Origin of the sequence: uncultured Flavobacterium sp. (genome assembly GCF_963975515.1) — a bacterium.
In the GTDB taxonomy this organism is placed as follows: Bacteria; Bacteroidota; Bacteroidia; order Flavobacteriales; family Flavobacteriaceae; genus Flavobacterium.
The window spans coordinates 80,646-96,512 of sequence record NZ_CAXBGY010000009.1; the positions used below are offsets into that span (position 1 = coordinate 80,646).

Here is a 15,867-nt window from a genome sequence, read left to right on the forward strand (position 1 = left end):
AATGAAGAAAATTATTTTTTTATCAATGTTGCTGTTTTCACTGATGTCAGTAGCTCAAGATTATTATGAAGTAATCATTATGCCTAAAAAGTTTGATTTTTTAACTGAAGAAAATCAATATAATTTAAATGTATTATGTAAATCATTTTTTGAAAAAGAAGGATTTAAAGTTTATTATACAACAGACAACTTACCAAAAGATATTGCAAATAATAGATGTAATGCTTTGTTTTTAGACTTAGAAGAAGAGAGTAATATGTTTAAAACAAAGATTAAAGTTGAATTAAAAGATTGCCAAAATAACACAGTAACTTTTAGCGAAGAAGGAGAGTCAAGAGATAAAAGTTTTGACAGAGCTTATAATGAAGCAACTCGAATTGCCTTAGTGTCCTTAAGAGGTTTTACAAAATTTAAGAATCCAAACAGCTCAAAAATAGCTGTTTCTAAAAATGAAGTTGAAGTTACAAAAATAGAAGAACCAGAAATACATGTAGATGTAAACCCTATAAAAATTAATGATTCAAATTCTAAAGGTTTAAATTCAGAAATTACAAAAAACGGTTACAATTTAGTTGATGAAAACAAAAACATAAAATTTGAATTATTAAAAACTTCAAATCCAACAATATTTATTGCAAAAAAAGGAAATTTTCAAGGAATTTTTACTTTAAACGGAATGAACTCAAAGTTTGAAAGCTATCAAAACAATGAATTAGTAGTTGAAAAAGTTGAGGTAAAGTTTTAATTTTATTGATAAATCTTCACAAAAACGACATCACCTTTTTTGTCAACCTTTATAACCAAAAACTTAGAATGCAATGGCCAAAAACCTAAACGTTCTTGAGCAATCATGTAATATAAATGATTTTCATTAATTCGTTCTGGTTTACCAAGTAATTCTAAAATTGAGTCTTTTTTCAATTTTTTCAACGTGTCACTTTTTATCAAACCATGAAGCATTTGATTTCTAAAAGGATAATCCATTTCTTTTTTAATACTCCATTTTGAAGCATCAAAAGAAATCTCATCAACAACTTCTTTTTGACAACTTATAAAAAGAATCAGAATAAAAAAAAATATTTTTTTCATGATTTACTATTTTCACCCCATAACCTATAACCCATAACCCATAACCTAATACCCATATTTCCCTTTCCAACGATTCTTCAAAAACTGACGAATTTCCTTTTCACGAGCATTTTCTCCAGGATCAAAGAATTTAGTTTCCGATAAATCATCAGGTAAGAATTCCTGTTCAGCAAAATTATTGGCAAAATCGTGCGAATATTTATATTCATCACCATAACCTAACTCCTTCATTAATTTCGTTGGAGCATTTCGCAAATGTAAAGGAACAGGCAAATCACCAGTTTGTTTTACAATTTGTTGCGCTTTTCCAATGGCCATATAGCTCGCGTTACTTTTAGCGGAAGTTGCCAAATAAACCGCACATTGACTCAACAAAATTCGGCTTTCAGGATAACCAATCGCAGTCACAGCCTGAAACGTATTGTTTGCCATTATCAAAGCTGTCGGATTTGCATTTCCAATATCTTCACTAGCTAAAATCAGCAATCTTCTAGCAATAAACTTTACATCTTCACCACCTTCAATCATTCGAGCCAACCAATAAACCGCACCATTTGGGTCACTTCCACGAATCGATTTTATAAAAGCCGAAACAATATCATAATGCATTTCACCTGTTTTATCATATAAAACTGTGTTTTTTTGCGCTAATTGCATTACTTTTTCATTCGTAATTTCAATTAAATCTCCTTCACTTGCATTAATGACTAATTCAAAAATATTCAATAATTTTCGACCATCACCACCAGAAAGTCGCAATAAAGCTTCCGTTTCTTTCAGTTGAATATCTTTTGTTTTCAAATAAGCATCGGTTTCCATCGCTCTATGCAACAAAGCTTCCAAATCAGTTTTCGAAAACGGATTCAAAACATAAACCTGACATCTTGACAACAAAGCCGGTATCACCTCAAAACTCGGATTTTCTGTCGTAGCACCAATTAAAGTCACCCAACCTTTCTCAACAGCAGCCAACAATGAATCCTGTTGCGATTTACTAAATCTGTGAATCTCATCAATAAACAAAATCGGATTTTTTGCCGTAAACAAGCCACCACTTTGTTTTGCTTTGTCCAAAACCTCACGAATATCCTTCACACCACTGTTAATTGCGCTCAAAATGTAAAATGGACGTTTACTTTCTTCAGCCATAATTTGAGCCAAAGTCGTTTTTCCCGTTCCAGGTGGTCCCCACAAAATCAAGCTAGGAATAATTCCTTTCGCAATCTGATGCGTTAACGAACCTTGTTCACCAACTAAATGCAGTTGACTAATATATTCAGATAATTGTTTTGGTCGAATTCTTTCGGCTAGTGGTGCTTCCATTTGGTAAAATTACATTTTTTCATTTTTAAGGAAAACAAAAAGGTTCGAAACTTTACTTTCAAACCTTTTTTATTTGTAAATGAAGATGTCTGTTATTCAGATTTATCGTTATTAGTTGATAATAATAAATCTCGTGTGTTTTTTTGAACCGTTATGGCAGAAAATAAACTTAATAAAAATGACATCCCATAAAACCCTTTTTCACTCAATAGTAAGTCAGCATTCCAAAGCCCAATTACTAAAAGAAGAATAGATGTTAATGTTGTAAACCAGCTAATTCCATAATACATATCCGTTACAGGAATTCCTTCTAATCGATCTCGAACCGATTTTTGAACCGATATAACAGAAAATAGTCCAAATAATAAAATAGCAAAATAATATCCTTTTTCATTGAGTAGCATTTCTGCATTCCATAGGCCAATGCAATATGAAACCATTCCAGCTAAAAGAGCAATCCATGAGGCTCCAATAAAAGCATTAGTAGGTTTTTGCAGTACAAATGCTTCTAGATTTTTGTTTTTTGAATTGTAAGTCATTTTTTCAGTGTTACTTAATTGATTTGCTTCCATAATTTTTTAGTTTAAATTTCTAAAGCAAAGAAAACAAGATGTTGTACTGAAAACAATGAACTTGGGTTAACAAATTCGCTATTATTAAATTTTTCCGCGAATTCTACTCAAGGCTTGTGGAGTTATTCCAATATAGGAAGCCAAATATTTTTGAGGAATTTCTTGAATTAATTGAGGCTGTTCTTTTACTAAATTTAAATAGCGGTCAGTTGGTGATTCAATTAGGAAACTCAATTCTCGTTTTGATTTATATCTAAAAAATTCTTCAGCAAAAATTCGTCCTATTGATTCTCCAACTTTAGTGTGATTATATATTTCAAACAAATCTTCTCGCGATATAAATATAACTTTTGATTTAGTTAAACTTTGAATGCATGCAACACTTGGAGTTTGTGTTAAAAAAGAAGAATAACTACTTAAAAACTTGTTTGGAAATCCAAAATCAATGGTGACATCCTTTTCAGCTAGCCCTATAAATAATAGAAAAACACCTTCTAAGACAAAATAAACTTTATCTTCAATGGCATTTGATGTGATTAGGAATTCTTTCTTTTTAAATTCTTTTTCTTGCAGTTTAGAAGCAATAAATTGCCAATTACTTTCAGAAATACTTACTTTTTCGGATAATATTTTTCTTAATCTTTCCACGAAATAAATATAATAGCTTTTTGTCGACTGTACAATGTTATACTACAGTAAATGTGTTTTTATGACAAAATATGTTTTTTTATGACAAATAAGCATAAAAAAACATTTGGCTTTATCTTTGAACAAACACAAACAATTCTTTGTGAAACTTTGCGTTTCCTTTGAGAAACTCTGTGTAATAAAAATGATTTCCGTTTTCACGGAAAATAAATATGAACAAAATAAAAGACAATCCATTCAAATTCACACCATCGGTAATTCTATTTCCGTTGTTGTTTGTATTAGTATTATGGATTGTGTTTTGGGTAGAACATCATTATCACGTAGATTTAGCACATTACGGAATTTATCCAAGAACAGGTTTTGGATTAAAAGGAATTATTTTTAGCCCATTTCTTCATGGAGATTTAGAACACTTGTTTAATAATTCGATTGCATTGTTTGTACTCTTATTGTTCTTACGATATTTCTATAGAGAACAATCTGTAACCGTAGTCATAATAGGAATCCTGTTTTCAGGATTAGGAACATGGCTTATTGGAAGACCAAGTTATCACATTGGAATTAGTGGATTGGTTTATGCTTTAGTCAGTTTTATTTTCTTCAAAGGTATTTTTACCAAATACTTTAGATTAGTTGCGGTTTCCTTAACCGTAATCTTATTATATGGAGGAATGATTTGGTACATGTTTCCAGAAGTTGGTAAAAATAACATTTCGTGGGAAGGCCATTTATTTGGATTCCTAACCGGATTTGTATTGAGTTATTTCTTAAAAACACCACAGTTTGACAAAGCTATTTTCTATGATTGGGAAAGTCCAGATTTCAATCCAGAAAATGATCCTTTTATGAAAAACTTTGACGAAGACGGAAAATTCGCTCCACCACCAAAACCCGAAGAAGTGGTGAGAGAATATTTCAATTCATCCATAAAAGTGATTTATGATTTTATTGGAATTAAGAAAGATTGACGATTGTAGATTAACGATTTTTGATTTCAGAAGTTTTATTTAAATCTTGTCATGCTGAACTTGATTCAGCATCTTTTTTTTTAAGTTAATAGATTAAAAGTTAAACGATTATTATTCTATTTTAAATTCAATTATTGGTTTATAATCAAAATATAATAGTAAGGATCTTCCATTTTTTAAATCTGATAAATTCAATTCAAACTCTAAATTATTTTCATTTTTAAAATTAGATATAATGTAGTTTTTTCTGTCTATATTATAAGAAATAGAACTAACTTTTTTATCTGTTAAAAATTTGAAATTAATTTTACTAACTTCTTTTTTATTAATAATTCCACTTATTGGATATATTAGTTCAAAGTCATAATTATGAATGAGCGGTGAGTTTAAAAAATCTTGTTTATCTATTTTTTCTATTAAAATTGCATCTTCGTAATTGTCTGGATAATGCTGTTTTATGAATAAATTAGGTTTAGTTAAAAAGTAAAAATAATCAACTTTTTTTTCAAAACCATTATTATAAGTTCCTGCACCCCAAGTTGCGTCAATCAGATATTCTTTGTTGTCAATTGTAACTATATTCCAAGCGTGATCAGAATAATATCTATTGCCAATATCTCTAACATGAGCTTTTGCATTTCCTGAAACTACTTTTGAATTAATGTTTAAATCATCACAGATAACTTTAAATAATGTCGAATAACCTTCACAGACAGCTTTCTTTTTTGATATGACTCTTGATGAAAGCTTTTTTTCAAACTCAGCTTTATTTTCATTAAATTCTGACTCTGTAGAATATGAAAAGTTGTATATACCATATTCTTCTGGGTCGTAAACAATGTTGTTAGTAATCCAAGTATAGACAGCTCGAGTTTTTTCAAAGTCGTTTGAGAAATCTGAAGATATTTGTTTAGCAATTTTTACTGTAGAACTAAATTTATTTGGATATTTTAAAACAATAGAATCAACTTTCGTATAATTTTGAGAACTACTTAAGGTTGAAAAAAGACTACACGATATTAAAATAAAAATATACTTTTTCATAAATCTAAAATCAATATTCTTCAATCAGCAATCTATTGTCTCTGTCTTACAACCTCATATAAAAAAGCACCACAAGCTACAGAAACATTCAATGATTCAATAGTTCCGTACATAGGTAATTTTGCTTTTTCATCTACAATTTTCAAAACAGATGGGTTTACACCTCTATCTTCGCTTCCCATAATGATAGCCAAAGGTTCGTTTAAAGCTAAACTATAAATAGTGCTTTCTGTTTTTTCTGTGGCAGCAATAGTTTTTATACCACTTCCTTGCAAATGAAAAATTGCATCTTTAATATGATCTACTTTACAAATTGGCACATTAAAAACAGCACCAGCACTTGTTTTAACCGTGTCACCATTTACAGGAGCTGAACCTTGTTTTTGAACAATAATTCCATCAACACCTGTGCATTCAGCAGTTCTGATAATTGCTCCAAAGTTACGAGCATCAGATAATTGGTCTAAAATTAAAAATAAAGGGGTTTTTTCTTTAGCCAAAACAGATTCAATTAAAGTTTCTAAATCATGAAAAGAAACCGGAGAAATAGTAGCCACAGCACCTTGATGATTTCCAGAAGTCAAACGGTTTAATTTTTCTACAGGTACGTAAGAAAAATTAACGTTGTTCTGTTTCATAGCTTTCATCAAATCCTTCATCAAGTCACCTTGAAGTTCCTTTTGTAAAAACACTTTATCAATTTCTGTTTTTGATTGAATTGCTTCAATTATAGCACGTATTCCAAATATTTGATTATCTCTTTCCATTTGGCAAAAATAGTGTTTTTATTAGAATTTTAAATATTTTAATGTCCGAATATCTGAAAATCTGAATATCCGAAAATCTATTTAAAAATATGTCTTAAAACTCACGTGAACAATTGAGTTGGAAAGTTTAATGTTTTGGTCGTTTGTAGAACCATTGGCATAAATGAAATTAAACAATCCGTTTTTGGTAAAAAGTCCAAAACCAAAACCCAATCCCAATAAACTATCGCTCAAATTAGAAGTTTTATCTTGAAAATAGCCATAATCAATTATCGAATGTGCATAAATACTTGGTGCCATCATGTAGCGATATTCAGTTAAAATTCCGCTGTAAGCATTAGCTTGCAAACTGTTTTCACTAAAACCACGAATCGAATTTATGCCGCCAAAACGATGTAACTCATTGATTATATAGTCATCACTTTGTAAATAGAAAGTTTCGTTTTTAATATTGATAATGTTCTTATCGTTCAAATATAAATTGTGACTAAAATTGACTTGTCCAAAAAATTGATTCGTTTTTAAAGAACTAATGGTTCGATTTCCTGTTCCTAATTTAATATTGAATTTTGTTTTTTCAGGAAATAGAAAATCATCAGTATTAAAGTCAACAAAATCAAAAGTAGAAGTCAAAAATGTATTCGTAAAATCATTGATACTAAAAGAATTTGTGTTTTGAATATCAACCGAAGTCGTTTTTTGGTAACCCAAATATACTTTCGAATTGTACTTGAAGTAGTAACCTAAATTTAAATCAGTCTTTGTATTTTGAAAGGTGCTGTCTTGTTTGAAAATTCGCAAATCAGCTTTAATTCCAAACGGACTTTTAAACATGTACGGAATTTCAGTTCCTAAATTAAAACTCGATTGTTGTTTTCCATCATTTTTCCAAAACAAACTCAATTTTTCACCAGAATTTAGAATATTCTGCAATTGTAAATCCAAATAACCATTAAAACGAAGATTGGAATTTTCATCATTGGCAAATCCTATAAAACCATCAAATTTATTAGGTTTGGCTTTTTCGAGATAAACATAAACTTTAGTAGAATCTTTTGTGAAAAGAATTTCAGGATATTTGGTTTGAGTAACAAAGCGCAATTCATTAAAATCTTTATAAATTTTAGAAACATTATCTTGATTGAATTCCAATCGTCGTGCTTTTTTTAAAATCGCTTTTTTAATTCCGTATGGAAATTTATCATAACCTTCAATTACGATATTGGTTAAATTTCTTTTTTGATTTAAATCTAAAACTAATTTAGCTTCCAAATAATTATCAACCTGATTGTAGTCTGTTAATTTTAGTTTTGCCAATGAATATCCTTTCTTTTCAAGTAAAGAGATTTTATTTTGCATAAAAGATTCAACATTCTCAATAGGTAGTTTTATGGAATCATTTTCTAGACTTAAAAGTTCTTTTTCTTCTGCTGAATTTATACCTATATATATACGTACAAGTTGAACTTTGTTTTTTAAACTGTATTTGAAAAAGAATATACTATCATTTAATTTTGATTGAAGTAATAATTTATTTTGAAAATAACCTTTGTATTGAAATTTCTGTTCTAAAGACTTTTGTTCTTCAATTATGGAAGCAACGTTTATGTGTTTTTTGATATAGCCTATGCTGTCAATTATTTTTGTTTCTGCTGCGTTATTTCCTTCAACAATAATTTCAAATTGTTGTGAAAAAGAGAGTTGAAAACAAAATAGAATTAATAAAAAAAATAAGTTTTTCATAGCATTTATCTAACGCAAAAAAACAAAATTAATTTCAAATAAACTTTTAAAACTATAAATGATTATTTAAAATGTAAAAGTATTGAGTAACAAAGTTTTGAAAATTAATAAATTAGATTTGTTTTGTTAAAATATATTCATACATTTGCAACCCGTAAAAAAGCGGGAATTAATAAATCACAAGAAAAATTAGTATTTAATTATGCCAACAATTCAACAATTAGTAAGACTAGGGAGAACCCAAATGACTAAGAAGAGTAAATCGGCTGCTTTAGATTCTTGTCCTCAAAGAAGAGGAGTATGTACGCGTGTTTACACTACTACACCAAAAAAACCAAACTCTGCAATGCGTAAAGTAGCAAGGGTTCGTTTGACAAATGGTAAAGAAGTGAATGCTTACATTCCTGGAGAAGGACACAATCTACAAGAGCACTCGATAGTATTAGTTAGAGGTGGAAGAGTAAAAGATTTACCAGGAGTTAGATACCACATCGTACGTGGTGCTTTAGACACTGCCGGAGTAAGCGGTAGAACACAAAGAAGATCTAAGTATGGTGCAAAACGTCCAAAAGACGCTAAAAAGTAAATCAAAAATCAGTCTAAAGGTTAATGTCTAAAGGTTTGAAAGTATTGTGCTTTCTTCTTTTGATTGTTAAACTTTGACACAAACGAAAAGAAATGAGAAAAAGAGCGGCAAAAAAAAGACCCCTTTTACCAGATCCAAAATTTAACGATCAGTTGGTAACACGTTTTGTGAACAACTTGATGTGGGATGGTAAGAAATCAACAGCTTTTAAAGTTTTTTATGATGCATTAGACATTGTAGAAGCAAAAAAAGGTGATAATGAAAAATCAGCTTTAGAATTATGGAAAGACGCTTTAACAAACGTTATGCCTCACGTAGAAGTACGTAGTCGTAGAGTTGGTGGAGCTACATTCCAGATACCAATGCAAATTCGTCCAGATAGAAAAATTTCTACTGCAATGAAATGGTTAATTCTTTATGCTAGAAAAAGAAATGAGAAATCTATGGCTGGAAAATTGTCATCAGAAATTTTAGCAGCAGCTAAAGAAGAAGGTGCAGCAGTTAAGAAAAGAATGGATACTCACAAAATGGCAGATGCAAATAAAGCATTCTCTCACTTCAGATTTTAATAAATAAGAAATGGCAAGAGATTTAAAATATACAAGAAATATAGGAATTGCTGCTCATATTGATGCTGGTAAAACAACAACAACTGAGCGTATATTGTTCTATACTGGAAAATCACACAAAATTGGTGAAGTACATGATGGTGCTGCAACAATGGACTGGATGGCACAAGAGCAAGAAAGAGGTATTACAATTACTTCTGCTGCTACAACTTGTGAATGGAATTTTCCAACAAAACAAGGTGCAATTTTACCGGAATCAATACCTTATCACTTTAATATTATCGATACTCCAGGTCACGTTGACTTTACAGTAGAGGTAAACCGTTCGTTACGTGTATTAGATGGTTTAGTTTTCTTATTTAGTGCAGTTGATGGTGTTGAGCCTCAATCTGAAACTAACTGGAGATTAGCTGATCAGTACAGAGTTCCAAGAATGGGGTTTGTTAACAAGATGGACCGTCAAGGGTCTAACTTTTTAATGGTATGTCAACAAGTTAGAGATATGCTAAAATCAAACGCAGTTGCAATTACATTGCCAATTGGAGAAGAAAATGATTTTAGAGGTGTAGTTGACTTAGTGAAGAATCAAGCTATTGTATGGCATGATGAAACATTAGGCGCTACTTTTGATATTATTGACATTCCAGCTGATATGGTTGATGAAGTTAAAGAATACAGATCTATCCTTATAGAAGCAGTTGCTGATTATGATGAGAATTTGTTAGAAAAATTCATGGAAGATGAAAACTCTATAACAGAGGAAGAAATCAATAACGCTTTAAGAGCGGCTACTATGGATATGGCTATCATTCCAATGATCGCAGGTTCTTCTTTTAAAAATAAAGGAGTTCAGTTTATGTTGGATGCAGTTTGTAAATATTTACCATCTCCAATGGATAAAGAAGGTATCGAAGGGATTCATCCTGATGATGCTGATTTATTAGAAGAAGATCAAACAAAAATATTACGTCGTCCTGATACAAAAGAGCCATTTGCTGCTCTTGCATTTAAAATTGCTACTGACCCTTATGTTGGTCGTTTAGCTTTCTTCCGTGCATATTCAGGTCGTTTAGATGCAGGTTCGTATATTTTGAATACACGTTCTGGAAATAAAGAAAGAATTTCTCGTATCTACCAAATGCATGCTAACAAGCAAAACCCAATCGATTATATCGAAGCAGGTGATATTGGAGCAGCAGTTGGATTTAAAGATATCAAGACTGGAGATACAATGTGTGATGAAAAACACCCAATTATTCTTGAGTCAATGAAGTTCCCTGATCCAGTAATTGGTATCGCTATTGAACCTAAAACAAAAGCTGACGTTGATAAGATGGGTATGGCTTTAGCTAAATTAGCTGAAGAAGATCCAACATTTACAGTTAGAACTGATGAAGCTTCAGGTCAAACTATTATTTCAGGAATGGGTGAGTTACACTTAGATATTCTTGTAGATAGAATGAGACGTGAATTCAAAGTTGAGGTTAACCAAGGTGAGCCTCAGGTTGAATATAAAGAAGCATTTACAAAATCAGCTACGCATAGAGAAACATATAAGAAACAATCTGGAGGACGTGGTAAATTCGGTGATATCGTATTTACACTAGAACCAGCTGAAGATGTAGATGGTAAACCAGCTGTAGGATTACAGTTTGTTAATGCAGTAAAAGGTGGTAACGTTCCTAAAGAATTTATACCAGCTGTTGAAAAAGGTTTCCGTGAAGCAATGAAAACTGGTCCATTAGCAGGATATGCTGTGGATAGTTTAAGGGTTACATTGTCAGATGGATCTTTTCACCCTGTGGATTCTGATGCTCTTTCTTTCGAGTTAGCAGCAAAAATGGGATACAAAGAAGTAGCTAAAGCTGCAGGAGCTGTAGTTCTTGAACCAATCATGAAAATTGAAGTTATTACTCCAGAAGAAAATATGGGTGATATCGTAGGTGATTTGAATCGTCGTCGTGGTCAAGTAAATGATATGGGTGATAGAAGTGGTGCAAAAACTATTAAAGCAGATGTGCCTTTATCTGAAATGTTTGGATATGTAACAACATTAAGAACATTATCATCAGGTAGAGCAACTTCTACAATGGAGTTTTCACACTACGCAGAAACACCTTCGAATATTTCAGAAGAGGTAATCAAAAAAGCAAAAGGTAACGCTTAATTCTAAAGAAAATGAGTCAAAAAATCAGAATAAAATTAAAATCTTACGATCACATGTTGGTAGATAAATCTGCTGAAAAGATTGTAAAAACTGTTAAAAGTACAGGTGCTGTTGTAACTGGACCAATTCCATTACCAACACACAAAAAGATTTTTACTGTGTTGCGTTCACCACACGTAAACAAAAAATCACGTGAGCAATTTGAACTTAGTTCATACAAAAGATTATTAGACATTTATAGTTCTTCTTCTAAGACTATTGATGCTTTAATGAAATTGGAATTGCCAAGTGGTGTTGAAGTAGAAATTAAAGTATAGTTTCAAACACTGTTAAGTCAGTTTAAAATAAAAGCCGCTAGTATTTGTTTACTGCGGTTTTTTTAATCTTTAATACTAAGTTGATTGCTGAATTATTCATTTAAAAATAGTTAAGTAATTAAGTTTGTATTAATTAAATAATATTTATATATTTGCACCCTTGTAAAAAAGAGTGTATGTATATAAATGTGCACAAAAAATAAGTAGTAATTAATAATTAGTTTAATATGTCTGGGTTAATCGGAAGAAAAATTGGCATGACTAGCATCTTTGATGAGAACGGGAAGAATATTCCTTGTACTGTAATTCAAGCTGGTCCGTGCGTAGTTACCCAAGTCAGAACCATAGCGGTTGACGGGTACGAAGCTCTTCAACTTGGTTTCGATGACAAAACTGACAAACACTCTATTAAAGCTGAAGAAGGTCACTTCAAGAAAGCAGGAACAGATGTTAAGAAGAAAGTCGTTGAATTCAAGTATTTTGAAGAAAAACACAACTTAGGTGATGTGTTGAATGTGAATTTATTCATAGAAGGAGAATTTGTAGATGTACAAGGTGTATCTAAAGGTAAAGGTTTTCAAGGGGTTGTTAAACGTCACGGATTTGGTGGTGTAGGACAAGCAACTCATGGTCAACATAACCGTTTAAGAGCACCGGGTTCAGTTGGAGCTTCTTCTTATCCATCTAGAGTATTCAAAGGAATGCGTATGGCTGGAAGAATGGGTACAGATAACGTAACAATTCAGAATCTTAGAGTTTTAAAAGTCGTTGCAGACAAAAACCTTTTAGTAGTAAAAGGATGTGTGCCAGGACATAAAAACTCTTACGTAATCATTCAGAAGTAATGGAAGTAAAAGTATTAGATGTAAACGGAAAAGAAACTGGGAGAAAAGTACAACTTTCTGATTCAGTATTCGCAATTGAACCAAATAATCACGCAGTATACCTTGATGTTAAGCAATATTTAGCTAATCAAAGACAAGGAACGCACAAAGCTAAAGAAAGAGCTGAAGTTGCTGGAAGTACTCGTAAGATTAAGAAACAAAAAGGAACAGGAACTGCCAGAGCTGGTAGTGCTAAAAACCCTTTGTTTAAAGGTGGAGGAACAGTATTCGGACCTAGACCAAGAAGTTATTCATTTAAATTGAATAAATCTTTAAAGCGTTTAGCAAGAAAATCTGCCTTCTCAATCAAAGCAAAAGAAGAAAATTTAGTAGTAGTTGAAGACTTCAATTTTGAAGCTCCAAACACTAAAAATTTCATTAACGTTTTGAAAGCTTTAGGGTTAGATAATAAAAAATCTCTATTTGTGTTGGGTGATTCAAATAAAAATGTATATTTGTCGTCACGTAATTTAAAAGGGTCTAGTGTAATAACTACTTCAGAATTAAGTACTTATGGTATTTTGAATACTAATAAATTAGTATTAATGGAGAGTTCGTTAGAAGGAATTGAAACTAATTTAAGTAAATAAGAAGGTATGAATGTTATAATTAAACCTATCATTACTGAAAAAATGACAAAAGACGGTGAAATTTTTAACCGTTTTGGTTTTGTGGTTGACAAAAAAGCAAACAAAATACAAATTAAGAAAGCTATCGAGGCTTCTTATGGAGTTACTGTTGAAAACGTTAACACAATGAATTACAGATCTGATAGATCGGTTAAATACACTAAGAGTGGTTTAATCGTTGGTAAAACAAATGCTTATAAAAAAGCAGTTGTACAACTGAAAGAAGGAGAAGCAATAGACTTTTATAATAATATCTAATAAAACAAGATGTCAGTTAGAAAATTAAAACCTATTACCCCAGGACAGCGATTTAGAGTTGTAAATAGCTTTGACACTATTACAACTGATAAGCCGGAGCGAGCATTGCTAGCACCGAAAAAACGTTCAGGAGGTAGAAATAGTCAAGGAAAGATGACCATGCGCTACACAGGTGGTGGTCACAAACAAAAGTATCGTATTATCGATTTTAAAAGAACTAAGCATGGAATTCCTGCTACGGTTAAAACAATCGAATACGATCCAAATCGTTCAGCATTCATTTCATTGCTTGCATATGTAGATGGAGAAAAAACTTACGTAATTGCGCCAAATGGTTTACAAGTTGGTCAAACAGTAGTTTCAGGTCCAGATGCGATTCCAGAAATTGGAAACACTTTACTTTTAAGTAAAATTCCTCTAGGAACAGTTATATCATGTATTGAATTAAGACCAGGTCAAGGAGCTGTTATTGCTCGTTCGGCAGGTACTTTTGCTCAATTGATGGCAAGAGATGGAAAATATGCTACAATTAAAATGCCTTCAGGTGAAACAAGATTAATCTTGCTTACTTGTTCAGCAACAATTGGAGCGGTTTCAAACTCTGATCACCAATTAATCGTATCTGGTAAAGCAGGTAGATCAAGATGGTTAGGAAGAAGACCAAGAACTAGACCAGTAGCTATGAACCCAGTTGATCACCCTATGGGAGGTGGAGAAGGACGCTCTTCAGGAGGTCATCCACGATCAAGAAAAGGAATACCAGCTAAAGGTTATAGAACTCGTTCTAAGGTTAACCCGAGTAGTAAGTATATTGTTGAACGCAGAAAGAAATAATTAGATAGACATGGCACGTTCATTAAAAAAAGGACCATTTGTACATTACAAGCTAGAGAAAAAAGTTCAAGCTAATATTGAAGGAGGTAATAAAGGTGTTGTTAAGACTTGGTCTAGAGCATCAATGATTACTCCAGATTTTGTTGGACAAACGATAGCTGTTCATAATGGTCGTCAATTTGTTCCAGTATATGTTACTGAGAACATGGTAGGACATAAATTAGGAGAATTTTCACCTACAAGATCTTTTAGAGGTCACGCAGGTGCGAAAAATAAAGGTAAAAAATAAGAAGCAATGGGAGTTCGTAAAAGAGAAACAGCAGATGCAAGAAAAGAGGCTAATAAGTCTATAGCTTTTGCCAAATTAAATAACTGCCCTACTTCACCTAGAAAAATGCGCTTAGTTGCGGATATGGTAAGAGGTCAAAAAGTAGAACTAGCTCTTAATGTTTTAAGATTTAGTACTAAAGAAGCTTCAAGAAAATTAGAAAAACTATTGTTATCAGCTATTAATAACTGGACACAAAAAAATAGTGAAGCTAGTATTGAAGATGCAGGTTTATTTATAAAAGAGATCAGAGTAGACGGTGGTGCGATGTTAAAAAGACTTCGTCCAGCTCCACAAGGTCGTGCACACAGAATAAGAAAACGTTCTAATCACGTTACAATCGTATTAGGGCAATTAGATAACACACAAAGCAATTAATAAACAGTATGGGACAAAAGACAAATCCAATAGGGAATAGACTTGGTATCATCAGAGGGTGGGACTCAAACTGGTACGGTGGAAATGATTACGGTGATAAAATCGCTGAAGATTATAAAATCAGAAAGTATATCCACGCTCGTTTATCAAAAGCTAGTGTATCAAAAATAATTATCGAGAGAACTTTAAAACTTGTAACCGTTACTATCACTACTGCTAGACCTGGTATTATTATCGGAAAAGGTGGCCAAGAGGTAGACAAGTTAAAAGAAGAACTTAAGAAAATTACTGACAAAGAAGTTCAAATCAACATTTTCGAAATCAAAAGACCCGAAATTGATGCCTTATTAGTAGGTGCAAGTATCGCGCGTCAAATTGAGAATAGAATTTCTTACAGAAGAGCAATCAAAATGGCTATTGCAGCAGCTATGAGAATGAACGCAGAAGGTATTAAAGTACTTATCTCTGGTCGTTTAAATGGAGCTGAAATGGCACGTTCTGAGCAATTCAAAGAAGGTAGAATTCCTTTGTCAACTTTCAGAGCTGATATTGATTATTCATTATCTGAAGCACATACTACTTATGGTAGAATGGGTATCAAGGTATGGATAATGAAAGGTGAGGTTTACGGTAAAAGAGATCTTTCTCCGTTAGTTGGTATGGACAAAAAACAGTCTAAATCTTCAGGATCTTCGCCAAAAAGAGATGGTGGTAGACCAAACAATCGCAAAAGAAAGTAATTATTTAAACTAAAGAAAAA

Annotated in this window: 20 protein-coding genes; 13 read left to right on the forward strand and 7 right to left on the reverse strand. The window is 31.9% G+C overall.

Features of this window, described 5'->3' with window-relative positions; genetic code table 11:
* Position 1: 1 nt before the first annotated feature.
* Positions 2-745, forward strand: coding sequence for a hypothetical protein (locus AAC008_RS10925; protein ID WP_339889334.1), 744 nt, complete (start codon positions 2-4; stop codon positions 743-745).
* A gap of 2 nt (positions 746-747) precedes the next feature.
* Here AAC008_RS10925 and AAC008_RS10930 read toward each other — a convergent pair whose 3' ends face one another.
* The 4 genes from AAC008_RS10930 to AAC008_RS10945 all read right to left on the reverse strand — a co-directional run bounded on the left by AAC008_RS10930 (position 748) and on the right by AAC008_RS10945 (position 3,632).
* Positions 748-1,089, reverse strand: a complete 342-nt coding sequence (locus AAC008_RS10930; RefSeq protein WP_339889335.1) for a hypothetical protein — start codon at positions 1,087-1,089, stop codon at positions 748-750.
* A gap of 45 nt (positions 1,090-1,134) precedes the next feature.
* Positions 1,135-2,412, reverse strand: a complete 1,278-nt coding sequence (locus AAC008_RS10935; protein ID WP_339889336.1) for a replication-associated recombination protein A — start codon at positions 2,410-2,412, stop codon at positions 1,135-1,137.
* Between the two features lie 92 nt (positions 2,413-2,504).
* A complete protein-coding gene (yiaA, locus tag AAC008_RS10940) occupies positions 2,505-2,951 on the reverse strand; it encodes an inner membrane protein YiaA (protein ID WP_339889393.1) in 447 nt (148 codons plus the stop codon).
* Positions 2,952-3,068: 117 nt separating this feature from the next.
* Complete coding sequence (locus AAC008_RS10945; protein WP_339889337.1) at positions 3,069-3,632, reverse strand: Crp/Fnr family transcriptional regulator; 564 nt, start codon at positions 3,630-3,632, stop codon at positions 3,069-3,071.
* Positions 3,633-3,844: 212 nt separating this feature from the next.
* On the opposite strand from AAC008_RS10945, the gene AAC008_RS10950 reads away from it, so the two are divergent.
* Positions 3,845-4,603 carry a rhomboid family intramembrane serine protease gene (locus AAC008_RS10950; protein ID WP_339889338.1) on the forward strand — a complete coding sequence of 253 codons (759 nt, stop codon included), beginning with the start codon at positions 3,845-3,847 and terminating at the stop codon, positions 4,601-4,603.
* Between the two features lie 111 nt (positions 4,604-4,714).
* Here AAC008_RS10950 and AAC008_RS10955 read toward each other — a convergent pair whose 3' ends face one another.
* The 3 genes from AAC008_RS10955 to AAC008_RS10965 all read right to left on the reverse strand — a co-directional run bounded on the left by AAC008_RS10955 (position 4,715) and on the right by AAC008_RS10965 (position 8,157).
* Entirely contained in the window at positions 4,715-5,647 is a 933-nt protein-coding gene (locus AAC008_RS10955; RefSeq protein WP_339889339.1) for a transglutaminase domain-containing protein, read from the reverse strand.
* A gap of 32 nt (positions 5,648-5,679) precedes the next feature.
* A complete protein-coding gene (gene rlmB, locus AAC008_RS10960; RefSeq protein WP_339889340.1) occupies positions 5,680-6,414 on the reverse strand; it encodes a 23S rRNA (guanosine(2251)-2'-O)-methyltransferase RlmB in 735 nt (244 codons plus the stop codon).
* An 81-nt stretch (positions 6,415-6,495) separates the two neighbouring features.
* Positions 6,496-8,157 carry a hypothetical protein gene (locus AAC008_RS10965; RefSeq protein ID WP_339889341.1) on the reverse strand — a complete coding sequence of 554 codons (1,662 nt, stop codon included), beginning with the start codon at positions 8,155-8,157 and terminating at the stop codon, positions 6,496-6,498.
* 202 nt (positions 8,158-8,359) lie between these two features.
* On the opposite strand from AAC008_RS10965, the gene rpsL reads away from it, so the two are divergent.
* The 11 genes from rpsL to rpsC all read left to right on the forward strand — a co-directional run bounded on the left by rpsL (position 8,360) and on the right by rpsC (position 15,847).
* A complete protein-coding gene (rpsL, locus tag AAC008_RS10970; RefSeq protein ID WP_026717850.1) occupies positions 8,360-8,743 on the forward strand; it encodes a 30S ribosomal protein S12 in 384 nt (127 codons plus the stop codon).
* Between the two features lie 92 nt (positions 8,744-8,835).
* Positions 8,836-9,312 (forward strand): 30S ribosomal protein S7, encoded by a 477-nt coding sequence (gene rpsG / locus AAC008_RS10975; protein ID WP_026717851.1) that lies wholly within the window; start codon positions 8,836-8,838, stop codon positions 9,310-9,312.
* A gap of 10 nt (positions 9,313-9,322) precedes the next feature.
* Complete coding sequence (fusA, locus tag AAC008_RS10980; protein WP_339889342.1) at positions 9,323-11,479, forward strand: elongation factor G; 2,157 nt, start codon at positions 9,323-9,325, stop codon at positions 11,477-11,479.
* A gap of 11 nt (positions 11,480-11,490) precedes the next feature.
* Positions 11,491-11,796: a 30S ribosomal protein S10 gene (gene rpsJ / locus AAC008_RS10985; RefSeq protein WP_008254495.1), complete on the forward strand. Its 306-nt coding sequence runs from the start codon at positions 11,491-11,493 to the stop codon at positions 11,794-11,796.
* A 227-nt stretch (positions 11,797-12,023) separates the two neighbouring features.
* Entirely contained in the window at positions 12,024-12,641 is a 618-nt protein-coding gene (gene rplC / locus AAC008_RS10990; protein ID WP_339889343.1) for a 50S ribosomal protein L3, read from the forward strand.
* Positions 12,641-13,270 (forward strand): 50S ribosomal protein L4, encoded by a 630-nt coding sequence (gene rplD / locus AAC008_RS10995; RefSeq protein WP_339889344.1) that lies wholly within the window; start codon positions 12,641-12,643, stop codon positions 13,268-13,270. The genes rplC and rplD overlap by 1 nt, the downstream gene beginning before the upstream one ends.
* A 6-nt stretch (positions 13,271-13,276) precedes the next feature.
* On the forward strand, positions 13,277-13,567 hold the full coding sequence (gene rplW / locus AAC008_RS11000) for a 50S ribosomal protein L23 (RefSeq protein WP_026717855.1): 291 nt from the start codon (positions 13,277-13,279) through the stop codon (positions 13,565-13,567).
* Between the two features lie 9 nt (positions 13,568-13,576).
* Positions 13,577-14,401, forward strand: coding sequence for a 50S ribosomal protein L2 (gene rplB / locus AAC008_RS11005; RefSeq protein ID WP_026717856.1), 825 nt, complete (start codon positions 13,577-13,579; stop codon positions 14,399-14,401).
* Positions 14,402-14,411: 10 nt separating this feature from the next.
* Positions 14,412-14,690, forward strand: coding sequence for a 30S ribosomal protein S19 (gene rpsS / locus AAC008_RS11010; protein ID WP_026717857.1), 279 nt, complete (start codon positions 14,412-14,414; stop codon positions 14,688-14,690).
* Positions 14,691-14,696: 6 nt separating this feature from the next.
* Positions 14,697-15,107, forward strand: coding sequence for a 50S ribosomal protein L22 (rplV, locus tag AAC008_RS11015; RefSeq protein WP_339889345.1), 411 nt, complete (start codon positions 14,697-14,699; stop codon positions 15,105-15,107).
* Between the two features lie 8 nt (positions 15,108-15,115).
* Positions 15,116-15,847, forward strand: a complete 732-nt coding sequence (rpsC, locus tag AAC008_RS11020; RefSeq protein ID WP_339889346.1) for a 30S ribosomal protein S3 — start codon at positions 15,116-15,118, stop codon at positions 15,845-15,847.
* Positions 15,848-15,867 lie beyond the last annotated feature (20 nt).

Excerpts from the sequence above, each read along its gene's own strand:
- AAC008_RS10925 (WP_339889334.1), top strand. The coding sequence starts at position 2 with ATGAAGAAAATTATTTTTTTATCAATGTTGCTGTTTTCACTGATGTCA.
- AAC008_RS10930 (WP_339889335.1), bottom strand. The coding sequence starts at position 1,089 with ATGAAAAAAATATTTTTTTTTATTCTGATTCTTTTTATAAGTTGTCAA.
- AAC008_RS10935 (WP_339889336.1), bottom strand. The coding sequence starts at position 2,412 with ATGGAAGCACCACTAGCCGAAAGAATTCGACCAAAACAATTATCTGAA.
- yiaA (WP_339889393.1), bottom strand. The coding sequence starts at position 2,951 with ATGACTTACAATTCAAAAAACAAAAATCTAGAAGCATTTGTACTGCAA.
- AAC008_RS10950 (WP_339889338.1), top strand. The coding sequence starts at position 3,845 with ATGAACAAAATAAAAGACAATCCATTCAAATTCACACCATCGGTAATT.
- AAC008_RS10955 (WP_339889339.1), bottom strand. The coding sequence starts at position 5,647 with ATGAAAAAGTATATTTTTATTTTAATATCGTGTAGTCTTTTTTCAACC.
- rlmB (WP_339889340.1), bottom strand. The coding sequence starts at position 6,414 with ATGGAAAGAGATAATCAAATATTTGGAATACGTGCTATAATTGAAGCA.
- AAC008_RS10965 (WP_339889341.1), bottom strand. The coding sequence starts at position 8,157 with ATGAAAAACTTATTTTTTTTATTAATTCTATTTTGTTTTCAACTCTCT.
- rpsL (WP_026717850.1), top strand. The coding sequence starts at position 8,360 with ATGCCAACAATTCAACAATTAGTAAGACTAGGGAGAACCCAAATGACT.
- rpsG (WP_026717851.1), top strand. The coding sequence starts at position 8,836 with ATGAGAAAAAGAGCGGCAAAAAAAAGACCCCTTTTACCAGATCCAAAA.
- fusA (WP_339889342.1), top strand. The coding sequence starts at position 9,323 with ATGGCAAGAGATTTAAAATATACAAGAAATATAGGAATTGCTGCTCAT.
- rpsJ (WP_008254495.1), top strand. The coding sequence starts at position 11,491 with ATGAGTCAAAAAATCAGAATAAAATTAAAATCTTACGATCACATGTTG.
- rplC (WP_339889343.1), top strand. The coding sequence starts at position 12,024 with ATGTCTGGGTTAATCGGAAGAAAAATTGGCATGACTAGCATCTTTGAT.
- rplD (WP_339889344.1), top strand. The coding sequence starts at position 12,641 with ATGGAAGTAAAAGTATTAGATGTAAACGGAAAAGAAACTGGGAGAAAA.
- rplW (WP_026717855.1), top strand. The coding sequence starts at position 13,277 with ATGAATGTTATAATTAAACCTATCATTACTGAAAAAATGACAAAAGAC.
- rplB (WP_026717856.1), top strand. The coding sequence starts at position 13,577 with ATGTCAGTTAGAAAATTAAAACCTATTACCCCAGGACAGCGATTTAGA.
- rpsS (WP_026717857.1), top strand. The coding sequence starts at position 14,412 with ATGGCACGTTCATTAAAAAAAGGACCATTTGTACATTACAAGCTAGAG.
- rplV (WP_339889345.1), top strand. The coding sequence starts at position 14,697 with ATGGGAGTTCGTAAAAGAGAAACAGCAGATGCAAGAAAAGAGGCTAAT.
- rpsC (WP_339889346.1), top strand. The coding sequence starts at position 15,116 with ATGGGACAAAAGACAAATCCAATAGGGAATAGACTTGGTATCATCAGA.